The 13614-nt window shown below is 49.6% G+C and carries 13 protein-coding genes; 10 read left to right on the forward strand and 3 right to left on the reverse strand.

Annotated features, from left to right (window positions below; all coding sequences use genetic code 11):
* Positions 1-4: 4 nt before the first annotated feature.
* The 8 genes from rpsK (at position 5) to hscA (ending at position 7635) form a co-directional block, all read left to right on the forward strand.
* A complete protein-coding gene (gene rpsK / locus CHB92_RS00325) occupies positions 5-397 on the forward strand; it encodes a 30S ribosomal protein S11 (protein ID WP_068838155.1) in 393 nt (130 codons plus the stop codon).
* A gap of 21 nt (positions 398-418) precedes the next feature.
* On the forward strand, positions 419-1024 hold the full coding sequence (gene rpsD / locus CHB92_RS00330; RefSeq protein WP_089317173.1) for a 30S ribosomal protein S4: 606 nt from the start codon (positions 419-421) through the stop codon (positions 1022-1024).
* 37 nt (positions 1025-1061) lie between these two features.
* Positions 1062-2051, forward strand: coding sequence for a DNA-directed RNA polymerase subunit alpha (locus CHB92_RS00335; RefSeq protein ID WP_089317174.1), 990 nt, complete (start codon positions 1062-1064; stop codon positions 2049-2051).
* A gap of 70 nt (positions 2052-2121) precedes the next feature.
* Entirely contained in the window at positions 2122-2667 is a 546-nt protein-coding gene (gene rplQ, locus CHB92_RS00340) for a 50S ribosomal protein L17 (protein WP_089317175.1), read from the forward strand.
* A gap of 75 nt (positions 2668-2742) precedes the next feature.
* Positions 2743-3855, forward strand: a complete 1113-nt coding sequence (gene carA / locus CHB92_RS00345) for a glutamine-hydrolyzing carbamoyl-phosphate synthase small subunit (RefSeq protein WP_089317176.1) — start codon at positions 2743-2745, stop codon at positions 3853-3855.
* Between the two features lie 18 nt (positions 3856-3873).
* Positions 3874-5151, forward strand: a complete 1278-nt coding sequence (gene eno, locus CHB92_RS00350; protein ID WP_089317177.1) for a phosphopyruvate hydratase — start codon at positions 3874-3876, stop codon at positions 5149-5151.
* A gap of 87 nt (positions 5152-5238) precedes the next feature.
* A complete protein-coding gene (locus tag CHB92_RS00355; RefSeq protein WP_089317178.1) occupies positions 5239-5535 on the forward strand; it encodes an FtsB family cell division protein in 297 nt (98 codons plus the stop codon).
* A gap of 234 nt (positions 5536-5769) precedes the next feature.
* Positions 5770-7635 (forward strand): Fe-S protein assembly chaperone HscA, encoded by a 1866-nt coding sequence (hscA, locus tag CHB92_RS00360; protein WP_089317179.1) that lies wholly within the window; start codon positions 5770-5772, stop codon positions 7633-7635.
* Between the two features lie 338 nt (positions 7636-7973).
* Here the strand turns inward: hscA and CHB92_RS00365 are convergent, their stop codons facing one another.
* Entirely contained in the window at positions 7974-8312 is a 339-nt protein-coding gene (locus tag CHB92_RS00365; RefSeq protein WP_089317180.1) for a hypothetical protein, read from the reverse strand.
* A gap of 10 nt (positions 8313-8322) precedes the next feature.
* Entirely contained in the window at positions 8323-9390 is a 1068-nt protein-coding gene (locus CHB92_RS00370; protein ID WP_089317181.1) for an Ldh family oxidoreductase, read from the reverse strand.
* A 299-nt stretch (positions 9391-9689) separates the two neighbouring features.
* Between CHB92_RS00370 and CHB92_RS00375 the strand changes: the two genes are divergently transcribed.
* Positions 9690-12068 (forward strand): tetratricopeptide repeat protein, encoded by a 2379-nt coding sequence (locus CHB92_RS00375; RefSeq protein WP_089317182.1) that lies wholly within the window; start codon positions 9690-9692, stop codon positions 12066-12068.
* A 200-nt stretch (positions 12069-12268) separates the two neighbouring features.
* Positions 12269-12550 (forward strand): hypothetical protein, encoded by a 282-nt coding sequence (locus CHB92_RS00380; protein ID WP_089317183.1) that lies wholly within the window; start codon positions 12269-12271, stop codon positions 12548-12550.
* 116 nt (positions 12551-12666) lie between these two features.
* On the opposite strand, the gene CHB92_RS00385 is transcribed toward CHB92_RS00380, so the two are convergent.
* A complete protein-coding gene (locus tag CHB92_RS00385; protein ID WP_089317184.1) occupies positions 12667-13602 on the reverse strand; it encodes a Ppx/GppA phosphatase family protein in 936 nt (311 codons plus the stop codon).
* Between the last annotated feature and the right edge of the window lie 12 nt (positions 13603-13614).

A 13614-nucleotide genomic window follows, 5' to 3' on the forward strand; every position in this document is an offset into this window, starting at 1 on the left:
GATCATGGCTCAAAAGAGAAAAGATAAAGCTAAAAAGCGTGTTGTAGTTGTTGAATCAACTGGCCAAGTACACATTAAAGCTTCTTTCAATAATATTATAATATCAGTAACCAATAACGCAGGACAAGTTATTTCTTGGGCTTCTGCTGGTAAAATGGGCTTCAAGGGTTCTAAAAAGAACACGCCTTATGCAGCTCAGATGGCCGCTGGTGACTGTGCCAAGGTTGCTTACGACCTGGGTATGCGTAAAGCAGAGGTGTTTGTAAAAGGTCCTGGTGCAGGTAGAGAATCTGCTATCAGAACGGTACAAAACACTGGTATTGAAGTTACAACGATCAAAGACGTAACGCCTCTACCGCACAACGGATGTCGCCCTCCAAAACGCAGAAGAGTTTAATTTCTAAAAACGAATTAAGAAATGGCAAGATATACTGGTCCTAAAAGCAAAATCTCTAGAAAGTTTGGTGAAGAGATTTTTGGCCCAAGCAAAGCATTAAAAAAGAAAAGCTACCCTCCAGGGCAGCACGGCCGTGGCCGACGCAAGAAGCAGTCTGAATACGCTATTCAGCTTGCTGAAAAGCAAAAAGCAAAATACATCTACGGAATACTAGAAAAGCAGTTTGCTAACCTTTTTGAGAAAGCGCACAGAAAAGGTGGCATCACAGGTGAAAACTTGTTAGCCTTACTAGAGTCGAGATTAGATAATACTGTTTATCGTTTAGGTATCGCTCCTACCAGAAGAGCTGCTCGCCAGCTTGTTCTGCACAAGCATATTACTGTGAATGGTGAAATTGTAAACATTCCTTCTTTCTCTCTGAAAGTAGGTGATGTTGTGGCTGTACGCGAAAAGTCAAAGTCTTTGGAGGCTATCACGACTAGCTTAACTGTTCGCAACGCTCGTCAGTTTGGCTGGTTAGAGTGGAATGCAAACGAAATGGCTGGTAAGTTCATTGCTACTCCTGACAGAGAGCAGATCCCTGAGAAGATTCAGGAGCAGCTAATCGTCGAGCTTTACTCTAAGTAAGCAGCTTAATCAATTTATAACCTTTAACACTGCAAGTATGTCAATATTAGCATTTCAAATGCCAGAGAAAGTTGTAATGGAAAAAGCCGACGACTTTCATGGTTTATTTGAATTCAAGCCGCTTGAAAAAGGTTACGGTGTAACCATCGGTAATGCTCTGCGAAGAATTCTGCTTTCCTCACTAGAAGGATATGCAATCACAAGTATTCGTATAGGTGGTGTACTGCATGAGTTCTCGTCTGTTGAAGGGGTGGTTGAGGATGTATCTGATGTGATCCTTAACATGAAAATGGTGCGCTTTAAAAAAGTAAGCGAAGTTGTAGACGAAAAGATTTCTGTTACACTAAGTGGACAAGATACCTTCAGAGCTGGTGATATTAACAAGTTCACCTCTAGCTTCGAAGTGCTGAATCCGGAACTGGTTATTTGCCACATGGACCCAAGCATTAACTTCGAAATTGAGATGACTATTCAGAAAGGACGTGGATACGTGCCTGCTGAAGAAAACAAGCCAGCAGATCAGGTATTTGGTCAAATCGCTATCGACGCCATTTACACGCCTATCAAGAACGTGAAGTTCAGTGTTGAGAACACCCGCGTGGAGCAAAAAACTGACTACGAGAAACTGGTTCTTGACATACAGACAGATGGCTCTATTCACCCAGAGGATGCGCTAAAAGGAGCCGCAAATATTCTGATACAGCACTTCATGTTGTTCTCTGACAACACGATGACCTTCGAAACGGCTAAGCCAGAAGAAGAGGAAGCTGTTGATGAGGAAATGCTGCACATGCGCAAAGTTCTGAAGACTTCGCTTCAGGACATGGACCTCTCTGTTCGCGCTTACAACTGCTTAAAGGCTGCCGACATCAAAACCCTTGGTGACCTGGTACAGTTGGATATTGCTGACATGATGAAGTTCCGTAACTTCGGTAAGAAGTCGTTGACTGAGCTAGAAAACCTAGTTCAGGAGAAAGGCCTGACTTTCGGTATGGACCTTTCTAAGTACAAATTAGAGGAAGATTAATATTAATCCTACGGCATAATTCCCGATCCCTGCGGGTTGATCGACGGTATGCACGTGCACAATTAAAAAAATGAGACACGGTAAAAAAATAAATCACTTAGGAAGAACAGCTTCACACCGTAAGGCAATGCTGTCTAACATGGCAGCTTCACTTATCCTGCACAAGCGTCTTTCTACAACAGTTGCCAAAGCGAAAGCACTGCGTAAGTATGTGGAGCCTTTGTTGACTCGTGCTAAAAGCGACACAACGCACTCCAGAAGAACTGTTTTTGCTTACCTGCAAGAAAAGGAGTCTGTAAAAGAGCTTTTTGACAATGTATCACAGAAGATCGCTAACAGACCAGGTGGTTATACGCGTATCATCAAGACTGGCTACAGACTGGGTGACAACGCTGAGATGTGTGTGATCGAGTTAGTAGATTACAACGAGGACATGCTGTCAACAGCAGCTACAGCAACTACAGGTGCGAAGAGAACACGTCGTCGTGGTGGTAAGAAAGGTGGCTCTAACGAGGCAACTACTGCTACAGAAACAGCGGCCACTCCTGCAGCTGAGGCTCCTGAGGCTACAACTGAGGCAACTGACTCTAACGAGGAGACTAAAAATGCTGAATAAGCACTGTCTGTAAATATTTCTAAGGGACATGACGTAAGTCGTGTCCCTTTTTTATTTTTGTATCAAATCGTTATTATGAAAAAGCATACTTCTTCTGAAGCACTCCTTCTCTTAGAAGACGGAACAGTTTTCAAAGGCAAAAGCCTGGGTCGCATCGGCACCTCTGGTGGCGAGCTATGTTTCAATACTGGTATGACCGGTTACCAGGAAATTTTTACAGATCCCTCTTACTTCGGGCAGTTAGTAGTTACCACCGTTTCGCATGTGGGCAATTACGGCGTGCAGCCAGAGGAAGTGGAGTCAGGCAGATTGCAGATAAGTGGCCTGGTGTGTAAGGAGTTTTCTACTTTCTTCTCCCGTGGTACCGCAGAAGGATCCTTGCAGGAGTATTTTGAGAAAGCCGGTGTTGTTGGAATCTGTGAGATAGACACAAGAGCCTTGGTGCGTCACATCCGTGATAAAGGAGCCATGAACGGCATCGTGTCCTCTGAAACAACAGACGTAGACCTGTTGCGTAAAAAGTTGGCTGAGATACCCTCTATGGCTGGATTGGAGCTAGCGTCGAAGGTTAGCACACCCGAAGTTTACGGGTTTGCGCCAGAGGAGGTAAAATATAAAGTAGCCGTACTGGACCTGGGTGTAAAGCAAAACAGCTTGCGTAACCTGGTAGCGAGGGGCTGTGAAGTAAAGGTTTTCCCTTACAACACTTCTTTTGAGGAAATGGAGCAGTGGAACCCAGACGGATATTTTGTTTCTAACGGTCCTGGAGACCCTGCCGCAACTACCGTAGCAGTAAACAGCGTAAAGCAAATGTTGGCGAAAGAAAAACCAATGTTTGGTATTTGCATGGGGCACCAGATGCTGGCGCAAGCAAACGGTATCGCCACGTACAAAATGCACAACGGACACCGGGGCCTGAACCAGCCCGTTAAAAACTTACTGACAGGTCGCTCCGAAATCACCAGCCAGAACCACGGTTTCGTGGTAGATGCCGAACAGCTCAGAAATCACCCGGAGGTAGAGGTAACGCACATCAACCTGAACGACAACACCATTGAAGGTATACGCATGAAGACCAAGCCCGCCTTCTCCGTGCAGTATCACCCGGAGTCTTCCCCAGGGCCGCACGACTCAGTTTACCTGTTCGATGATTTCATCGCCCTGCTAGAAAAGAGTAAAATCAAGTAAAACTATAACAACAAATCGATGAGCTTAATCACAGACATTAAAGCCAGACAGATCTTCGACTCAAGAGGAAACCCTACTGTAGAAGTAGATGTAATAACTGAAAATGGTACCCTAGGCCGTGCTGCTGTTCCATCCGGAGCTTCTACAGGTGTACACGAGGCGGTAGAGCTGCGTGATAACGATAAGAGCAAGTACATGGGCAAGGGTGTACTGCAGGCAGTGAAAAACGTAAACGAGAAGATCGCGGAAGAGCTGGTTGGCTTTACAGTGTTCGAGCAAAACCTGCTGGACAAGATCATGATCGAGCTGGATGCTACGCCAAACAAAGGCAATCTGGGTGCAAACGCCATCCTGGGCGTTTCCTTGGCTATTGCCCGCGCTGCTGCACAAGAGCTGAACATGCCACTTTACCGCTATGTAGGTGGTGTTAATGCAAACACGCTGCCTGTGCCGATGATGAACATCCTGAACGGTGGTAGCCACGCGGATAACTCGATCGATTTCCAGGAGTTTATGATCATGCCCGTAGGCGCTACTTCCTTCTCCGAAGCGCTTCGTATGGGTACAGAAGTATTCCACCACCTGAAAAACGTACTGAAGAAGAAAGGCTTCTCTACGAACGTAGGTGACGAAGGCGGATTTGCTCCAAATATCGCTTCGAACGAGGAAGCTATTCAGGTTGTGTTGCAAGCTATTGAAACAGCAGGTTACAAGCCAGGCGATGACTTTATGATCGCCATGGACGCGGCTAGCTCCGAGTTCTACGATGCAGCGTCTGGTACATACCATTTCAAAAAATCGACAGGCGATAAGCTGACTTCATCGGAGATGGTGAGCTTCTGGGCTGACTGGGTTAAAAAGTACCCGATCATCTCGATCGAAGACGGTATGGCGGAAGATGACTGGGCAGGCTGGAAGCAGCAGACAGAGGCGATCGGCGACAAAGTGCAGCTGGTAGGTGATGACCTGTTCGTAACGAACGTGAACCGCCTGCAGCAGGGAATTGATCAAGGTGTAGCGAACTCTATCCTGATCAAAGTAAACCAGATCGGTTCGCTTACTGAAACCATCAACGCCATCAACCTTGGCCTACGTCATGGCTACAAGAGCGTGATGAGCCACCGTTCCGGCGAGACAGAGGACAACACGATTGCCGACCTGGCAGTGGCGTTGAACACAGGCCAGATTAAGACTGGTTCAGCTTCCCGCTCTGATCGTATGGCAAAGTACAACCAACTGCTTCGTATCGAAGAGGAGCTTGGCGAGATTGCTTACTTCCCGGGCAAGAAGTTCTAAGCTTTATCTTAGAAAATATTTATATTTAAGGCTGTGGGTTTTAGGGCTCACAGCCTTATTTTTGTATACCTTCCAAAGCCGAGTACCATGTTGCAGCGCATTCCTAAAATCTTCCGGAACTTCTACTTTATCACGACCTTTCTGTTTATCGTGTGGATGCTCTTCTTCGACTCGAACGACTTTATCACCCAATACCGAATGCGGCGGCAGCTAAGCGAGGAAGAGGAGCGCAAAGAGTATTACCTGGAGATGATGGCAGAGGTGCAGAAAGACCGTGAGGAGCTGATGAGTAACCCCGAGTTGCTGGAGAAGTTTGCCCGCGAAAAGTACCTGATGAAACGTCCTAAGGAGGATGTTTTCATCATTGTCCGAAAGGAAGATTAGAGACAGAGCTTAGTCTTTGTACTCCTTGTTGGGCTCCCAAGTAACAAACAGCAATTCCTGATTCCTGCTCTACTATAAAGCAACCAGGAAGCCCCTTCGCCCCTGTGGTAAGTAAGCTCGCTCAGGCTGTCGGTTTATCTCCTGACCTCAAAGCCAGCCCTCCCTAAATTATTTGTAAATTGCGGCATAGAGAGCTGCTGCCAGGCGTAGCGGCTTAATTAACTAAACGACACTATGGCAAAAGTTGCAATAAACCTTTCTACGGGGGCTCTTCAGCAGGAAGAGGTAATTGTGGGTATAGATCTGGGTACGACCAACAGCTTGGTGGCCTACATCCATCCTGAAGACAAGAAACCAATCGCGATCAACGACCAGGGGCGAGGCACAGTAGTGCCCTCTGTCGTACATTTCACCCTGAACGGCGAAACGATTGTTGGTACTGATGCAAAGAACTACCTTATCACGGATCCTGCCAATACCATTTATTCCGTTAAGCGCCTGTTGGGTAAGTCTTACAAAGACCTGGGCGAGCATAAGGATTACTTCGGCTATAAGATCATTGATGATGACAGCGAAGGGCTTGTGAAAGTACGCGTACAGGAGAAGTTCTTTTCTCCGATTGAGTTATCAGCCGAGATTCTGAAAGAACTGCGTGAGCGGGCAGAACATGTCCTGAAAACTCCGGTTAACCGTGCGGTGATTACGGTTCCCGCTTATTTTAACGACTCCCAGCGGCAGGCCACACGCGATGCCGGAAAACTGGCAGGGCTGGAGGTGCTTCGCATTGTAAACGAGCCTACGGCGGCCGCCTTAGCATATGGCATTGGCATTGACCCGAATGAGGAGAAGACAGTAGCGGTGTATGACCTGGGAGGCGGTACCTTTGATATTTCCATTCTAAGCATTCACCAGGGTATTTTTGAAGTGCTCTCTACGAATGGTGATACCTACCTGGGCGGAGACGATTTTGACCGGGCCATTATTAACCACTGGATACAGGAGAATGAACTGATCGCGGACACTGTGAATCAGGATAAGCACCTGTCGCAGGAGCTGCGCCTGAAGGCGGAGGAGGCTAAGAAAGCGCTAAGCTCGCAGGAAGCATATACCAGCAACATAAACGGCGAAATCGAATGCCACCTGGAGCGCCACACTTTTGAGGCGCTGATCGCCCCGATTGTTGCCCGTACCATGGAGAGCTGCAAGCAGGCCATGGCCGATGCCAGGCTACAGCCGGAGCAGATTGACGCCGTGATCATGGTGGGAGGCTCTACCCGCGTACCACTGGTGTATGAGGCCGTTTCTACTTTCTTTGGCAAGCCTGCCAACAATTCCCTGAACCCGGATGAAGTAGTAGCTTTAGGGGCTGCCATACAGGCAGACATCCTGGCCGGCAACCGCAAGGACATCCTTCTGCTGGACGTAACACCGCTTACCTTAGGTATTGAAACCATGGGAGGCCTGATGGACCCGATCATCCCCCGTAATTCCAAGATCCCGACCAAGGCTGGTCGCCAGTACACCACCTCTGTTGACGGACAGGTGAACATGAAAATTTCCGTGTACCAGGGCGAGCGCGACTTGGTGAAGGAGAACCGTAAGCTGGCGGAGTTCGACCTGAAGGGCATACCGGCTATGCCGGCTGGCTTCCCGAAAGTAGACGTTAACTTTATCCTGAACGCCGATGGTATCCTGAAAGTGGAGGCAATTGAGCTTCGTTCCGGTACCCGGCAGGAGGTAGAGGTGAAGCCGCAATACGGCCTTACCGATGAGCAGGTAGAGCAGATGCTGCTGGATTCTATCACCCATGCCAAGGAGGACGTGTCAGCACGCATGCAAATAGAAGCACGCAGCACTGCCGAGCAGATGCTGTACCAGGTAGAACGCTTCATCGAGAAGAACGGGGAGCACCTGACCGAGGAAGAAATACAGTTAACACAGAAAAATGTACAGCACCTGAAAAACGTGTTAGCTGCCGGGGGCGATAAAGATGCGATCTATGCAGCGGTGGATAGACTGGAAGAGCAGACGAGTCCCTTCGCTGAACGCGTGATGCAGATTTCCATCAAGAAGGCTATGGCGGGGAAGAAGATAGAGTAAGGGAGTAGCATTTTATGCATAAAAAAGCGCTGGCAGACTTTACCTGCCGGCGCTTTTTGTTTTACGCTAGAACCTTTCATTAGAGAGCTAAGGTGAAGCCGGGTATTCAAACGCTTTTCTTTTAGCTAAGCAGGCGTAGAAACTGTTTTTCTAATGATTTATATACAGCCTTTTTGTAAAACTGTATTTGTGCTCCACATGAGGGGCAGGAGCTTGATATTAACAAGACCCTTTACGGGATGACATAGATGAAGAATAAAACGGCCCTACGCCTCAAAGGTGTAGGGCCGTTTTGTTACCAGGGAGCTCCTCTTCTACATCTCGGGTAAGCGCTATAATTAACCCAGGGCGTCCAACACAAACTGCAGCAGGTTAAAGTTAAAGTAGAGGAGGGTTACCGCTACAATCACCCCAACCATAACGTTGGCGTAAGGGGCATCGTTCTCCCGCACTTCCCGCACACCCCAATAGGTATAAGCAACCAGGGCCAGCAGGGCATACAGCAGAAGCAGGATGGGAATAGCCAGTAACACCTCAATAGAGGCGAAGCGCCAGAAATAATTCAGGCATAGCCACAGCAGGTTCAGGAGCCAGGCTAAAACGAGCATGACAATGCTTCTTTTCGTGGAGCCTAGTCCAATGGTGCCAAATAGCCTTGCTGCCGTATCGCCTTCCACCTCTTCTAGGTTATAGTTTAATGCCGAACTTATTCCCCAGTTGCTCCAGGTCGCGCTCAACGGGAGGCAGTAGCGGAATACCTTCCTCCAGGCGCTGTGCCGTCATTTCGCGCTCCGGATCGCCCGGGATCAGCACACACTTCTCGCCCTTCTTTACTTTTGCCTTGCGGAAAGTCTCGATCCACTTGTCCATGTGCTCCTTAAACTCATCGGCAGGCCGGAAGGCGTCTATACGCATGGCACCTAAAAAGTGCCCGATTCCCTGCCCCACAGGGTCGGCCGGAGGCGCCAGGAAGCTTACAAAAGGCGGTACCCAGGGGCCATAGTTAGCGCCGGAAAGCACAGCCGAAAAAATATCAACAATAGAGGCTAAAGCATAGCCTTTGTGGCTACCGTGCGTTTTATCACTACCCAGCGGCAGCAAAGCGCCTCCCTCTTTTAATTCATTGGCGTTGGTCGTGTCCTGCCCGTCTTTTGTCTGAATCCAGCCGGTCGGCGCTTTCTTTTCCTGGCGCTGCAGGATCTCCAGCTTGCCGTTAGCGGCAGAGGCGGTGGCAAAGTCAGCCACAAAAGGAGGTTGCTTACGGGTAGGAACAGCCACGGCAATAGGGTTCGTTCCCAACATCCTGTCTGTAGAGAAGGTAGGAGCCACCAGAGGCGAGGCATTGGTCATAGCTATCCCGATCATATCAGAAGAAAGGGCTTCCATGGCATGGTAACCGGCAATACCGAAGTGGTTGGAGTTCTTAACAGATACCCAGCCGCTGCCTACTTTTTCGGCTTTCTCAATGGCAATGTCCATGGCGCGCGGGGCAATCACCAGGCCCAAGCCAGCGTCTCCGTCTACAGTGGCGGTGCTGGGCGTTTCATGCACAATGCGCATTTTGGGCTTCGGGTTAATCCTACCTGCTTCCCATAGGCGCACATAGCCGCTCAGGCGTGCCACCCCATGCGAGTCAACGCCCCGCAGGTCGGCTTCGAGTAGTACCTCGGCAGCCAGCCTGGCATCTTTCGGGGAGCAGCCCATTTGTAGAAAAACCTCCTGGGTAAAGTTGAAAAGTTGTTTGTATGGATACATAAGTAATGCTACAAAAATAGAGATGGCAAATTAACAAAATATCAGTCCAAAGCCTTAGGTACACATGGTGCAAGAGGAGTTTGTCTTGTAGGGGAAGTTCGTTCTGCTGGGACTTTTTTCTAATAAGCTGTGTGAGGAAAGGCCTTACTAACTTCCCCATGCAAGACCAGAGGAGGAGAGGAGACTACGGTTACATGCCCGACAAGCATTTATATCTGCTAATTGCTATGCTTTTAAATAAAGTGAGACATTGTGGAACAAAATTTGTCATTGCTGCTATAGGCTAACCAATCGTATATATGAGACAGGCTGTACTTCTTTTTTTGTTCTTATGGGCGGCCTGTTCCGTACAGGCACAGACCAAGCTGGTTTTCGAGGAAACCAGGCCAGAGGCGTACCTGATGAGGCAGGTACCTAATAGTGGTAGCCAGGCAAACCTAAACAACATCATCAACCTGCTCGACCAGGCGAACGTGCGGGCCAAGGGGGGCGGCAGGCCTTCCCGGAAGCCGGAGTTTACTTTGAAATTTGAGCAGCAGGCTCGCATAGCGGATGCCGGCGAGCAGTTGCAACTAAAGGTGCAGCTGGCAAAACTGACAGTAGGGGGAGATGTCTTGTACAAGGGCTTTGACCTGAGCGAGGTGCTTTTACCCGAAAAGATGAGCTATAAGGTAAACCTGCTACAGGGGCAGAACAAGGTGGTGAAGGTATATGACCGCACGGCCACGTTTAGGCCTGGCGGCATGGTGTTGCTGGAAGAAACGATACCTGATACCGCTGCTAACCAGAACTACCAGCTGAAGATAGAGGAAAAGCAACTGGTGTACACGCCGGAAGATGTACACCGCGTGCAGGAACGCCTGCGTTTGGTGGAGGATTACTTTGCCGCTAATGCTGCAATCGCAGGAGCTTTGCAGGAGGCAGGGCGCCTCATGCCAGACGATATCGACCGCATTACCCTGCACGATCGCAAGCTGTATGAGTTGGAAGAGTTGTACACCCACCTTAAGGGCAATAAGTTTAATGAGAAGCTTAAGCTACAGCAGCACGACCCGCAGCGCCTGAATGATAAGCTAAGCCAGCTACAGCAGGTACTGCAGGAAAGACGCCGTGCAATTAACTTTGTGCTGGCCACCCTCGACCAGCAGTTTTATAACCGTGGTGTAAGCTTGTTGCGCAATGGCAACCGCTCGGCTGCGCAAGCCTATTTCCAAAAGTCAGTAGAGGTAAACCCTAAGTTTGCTCCTTCGCACGTACAGCTAGCCCATGTCGACTTCCTAAGTGGTTATCTGCAGGAGGCGGCCGGTCGCCTGCGGGATGTGCTGACACGCATGCGCATTGATCCGGAGACGGAGGAGATGGCAATGGGTCTGGCTCATGATATCTACAGCAGTTACATCAGCCAAGGCAGTAGCCTTACCTCGCGCGGCGATTTCCATCAGGCGCTGGATGCCTATGCCGATGCCCGGGAATTGTGCAGTGCAATTGGTGGCTTACGCTGCAGTCTGCCTGCCCTGAACGATGGCGAAGGGCGCGCAGCCACAGGAGCCTTTCGGGCGATGGTAGACCGTGGAAGTGGCTTGCTGTCGCGCAATGAGTTGCGGGAGGCCGAACGCGTAGCGCAGGATGCCCTTCGCTTTCAGCAGGAGTACGATTACGTGCTGCACGGGGCAAGAGAGGCCAGCGAGCTGCTGGGGCAGGTAAAGTTCCAATACTACCTGCAGTACATCGACCAGGGCCAGCAGGCCCTTAGCCAAAAGAATTATGCGGAGGCCCTGCATCAGTTTGAGGCAGCCCTGGAGTTGGAGCAGCAGTACACGTTTAAGCCCGTGCAGGAACTGCCGGGCTTAGCGAAAAAAGCGGCGAAGCCGGTATTGCTAAGCAAGCTGAGCCAAGGCTATGAACAGGCCATGCAGAACCAGCTCACAGCGGCTAGGGACATAGCGGCAGAGGCAACTGCCATGCAGGAGCAGTATGCTTTGCTTTCGGACACCGAGGTGCTGGCCAAGGCCAAGTTGCTGCGCGACCGTATTTTTACACAAGAGTGCATTAATGCCCAGGCAAGCTACGACAAGCACTTCCAAAACGCGAAGAACCTGGTGCGGGAGAAAAAGTACATCGCGGCGGACCAGGCCTATCAGGCAGCGATCAGCGGTGCAGAAGCGTTACCCTCCTGTAATATTGCCACCTTTACAGCCAGGGATGGTCGTGCAGCCATTGCGGTGGCGGTAAACTACCAGCGTAAGCTAAAAGATGTTAACCGGCTGGTAAGCAGCAATCGTTACACAGAAGCCATTCAGCTGTATGAAGAGGCCGAAGGGCACTACCTGGCAAACGGCATAAGCAAGTTCGGTCTGGACCATATCGTCCTCTTTAATTACGCCAAAGACAACAGAAAGCAAGCCTTTACAGCCGCTGTGGTGCATTACTTTGCAGGCAAAAGAGAAGAGGAGGCAGCCGTTCAACTGCTAAGTTCACTGCTGGAGAGAGGTTACGCGAAGGGTAAGACCAAAAAAGTGCAGGAGCAATTAGGCAGGCAACTGGCCACCAAAGATGCAGCCCTGGCCTTAGAGGAAGACGCAAAGGTGCTGGCCGCACAGCACACCGCCAACAAAAAAGGACTTAAAAAGCTGCGTAAGGCTTACGAGAAGGAGAGCAGGAGGCTAGCCAGGATGTAGCCTGCTTAGGTATAGAAAGGGATTAATTTGTTAGGCTTAGGCAGAAGAAGCCTGCTTAGAGAAGGAAGAAAGCATGACGTAGCGCTGCAGCAACAGTTTGGGTAAATAAGCTAGGTTTATTTCGCTAAAGTGATATTTGTCATCTTTATTTAAGATCGTGCATGCTAGCTTTGTCTTGTCATTGTTAAAGATGCTATCCCATGAAAAACAAAAGCCAAGCTGTGTACGAGGAGTTAGGACACCGGTTAAATAACAGCCTGGCTAAAAGGTTTTTCAATAATACGTTCATATACCTCCTGTACAACGATGTGGCAGGATTTATGGACCTGTTGGAGTATAGAACGAGCTTGTGTAAGGCCAAAGGGAATGAAGATTACCTTATTTTCAAATTCATGCTTCGCCACATGCTTGGCAAGCACGCTGCAGAACTAAAACATGTGTATCCAACCCCTGAGCTTGATCGTTACGGACGAGGAGCTTAGGTTTTATATATACATAGATCCAAGCGTCAATGCTTTCCGCTAAACTTAGAAAACAAACTTATCCTATAGCAAAAGGCACCTGTACAGGTGCCTTTTGCCGTTTTAGTGGGGTAAGATTAAAGTCCGGCAAATGCCTGGTGCAATACGCCCTCTTTCAGGGCATAGGCCGATACCCGGATCTCCTGTAAGCGGTACTCCTGTAGCACGAAGTCCACGGCAATGCTGGCCAGCACGATCATATCTACGCGCATTTCCAGCATACCCGGTATCGCCAGGCGCTCTTCGTGGTTTTTGCGCAGTAGTTCGTGGTGTACCTGGTAAAAGTCCTCTACCGCCAGGGCAGAGGCAATAGGGTCACTTACCGTACGTGAGGTATCGCCCCGGCGCAGGGCATCAATATCGCAAAGCGTGTCGAAGGTGCCGGAAGAGCCGACCAGGTTGGTCGGTTGGTAGTTGACTACGGCTTCTGAGAGGGGCTGTAACTTTTCGCGTAGGTAGTTCTTTTCTGCCTCCACGTTTTCCGGGGCGATGGGGTCTTGCTGAAAGAACTTGTCCATCAGGCGCTGGGCCCCTAACTCAAAGCTGCGTTTCCAGAAGATCTCCTGCTCATTGCAAAGAATGAACTCCACACTGCCCCCGCCAATGTCCATGATGAGTGAAGTAGACTGGTCCAGTACCCCGGCCGCACGCACGCCATAGTAAATATACTCCGCTTCCCTGTCGCCGGAGATCACCTCTACCAGGATGTCTGTTTGCTTAAAGATGTCTTTCACGAACTCATCCCCATTGCTGGCATTGCGTACCATGCTCGTAGCCATGGCCCGTACAGTCTCTACATCGTAGGCATCTATGGTTTTCCGGAACTCCCGCAAGGTCCCGATCGCACGTTCATACGCCTCTGGTGCAATGGCTCCATTACTGATACCGCCCTGCCCCAGGCGCACCGGCACTGTGGTTTTGTAAAGCTGCTGTAACTGGCCCTGTTCGTTCACCTCTGAGATCAGCAAGTGAAAGGTATTGGTGCCCATATCGATGAGTGCGAGGCGGTTCATTTGATTGTTAAT

It is taken from the genome of Pontibacter ummariensis (assembly GCF_900188175.1).
Taxonomy (GTDB): domain Bacteria; phylum Bacteroidota; class Bacteroidia; order Cytophagales; family Hymenobacteraceae; genus Pontibacter; species Pontibacter ummariensis.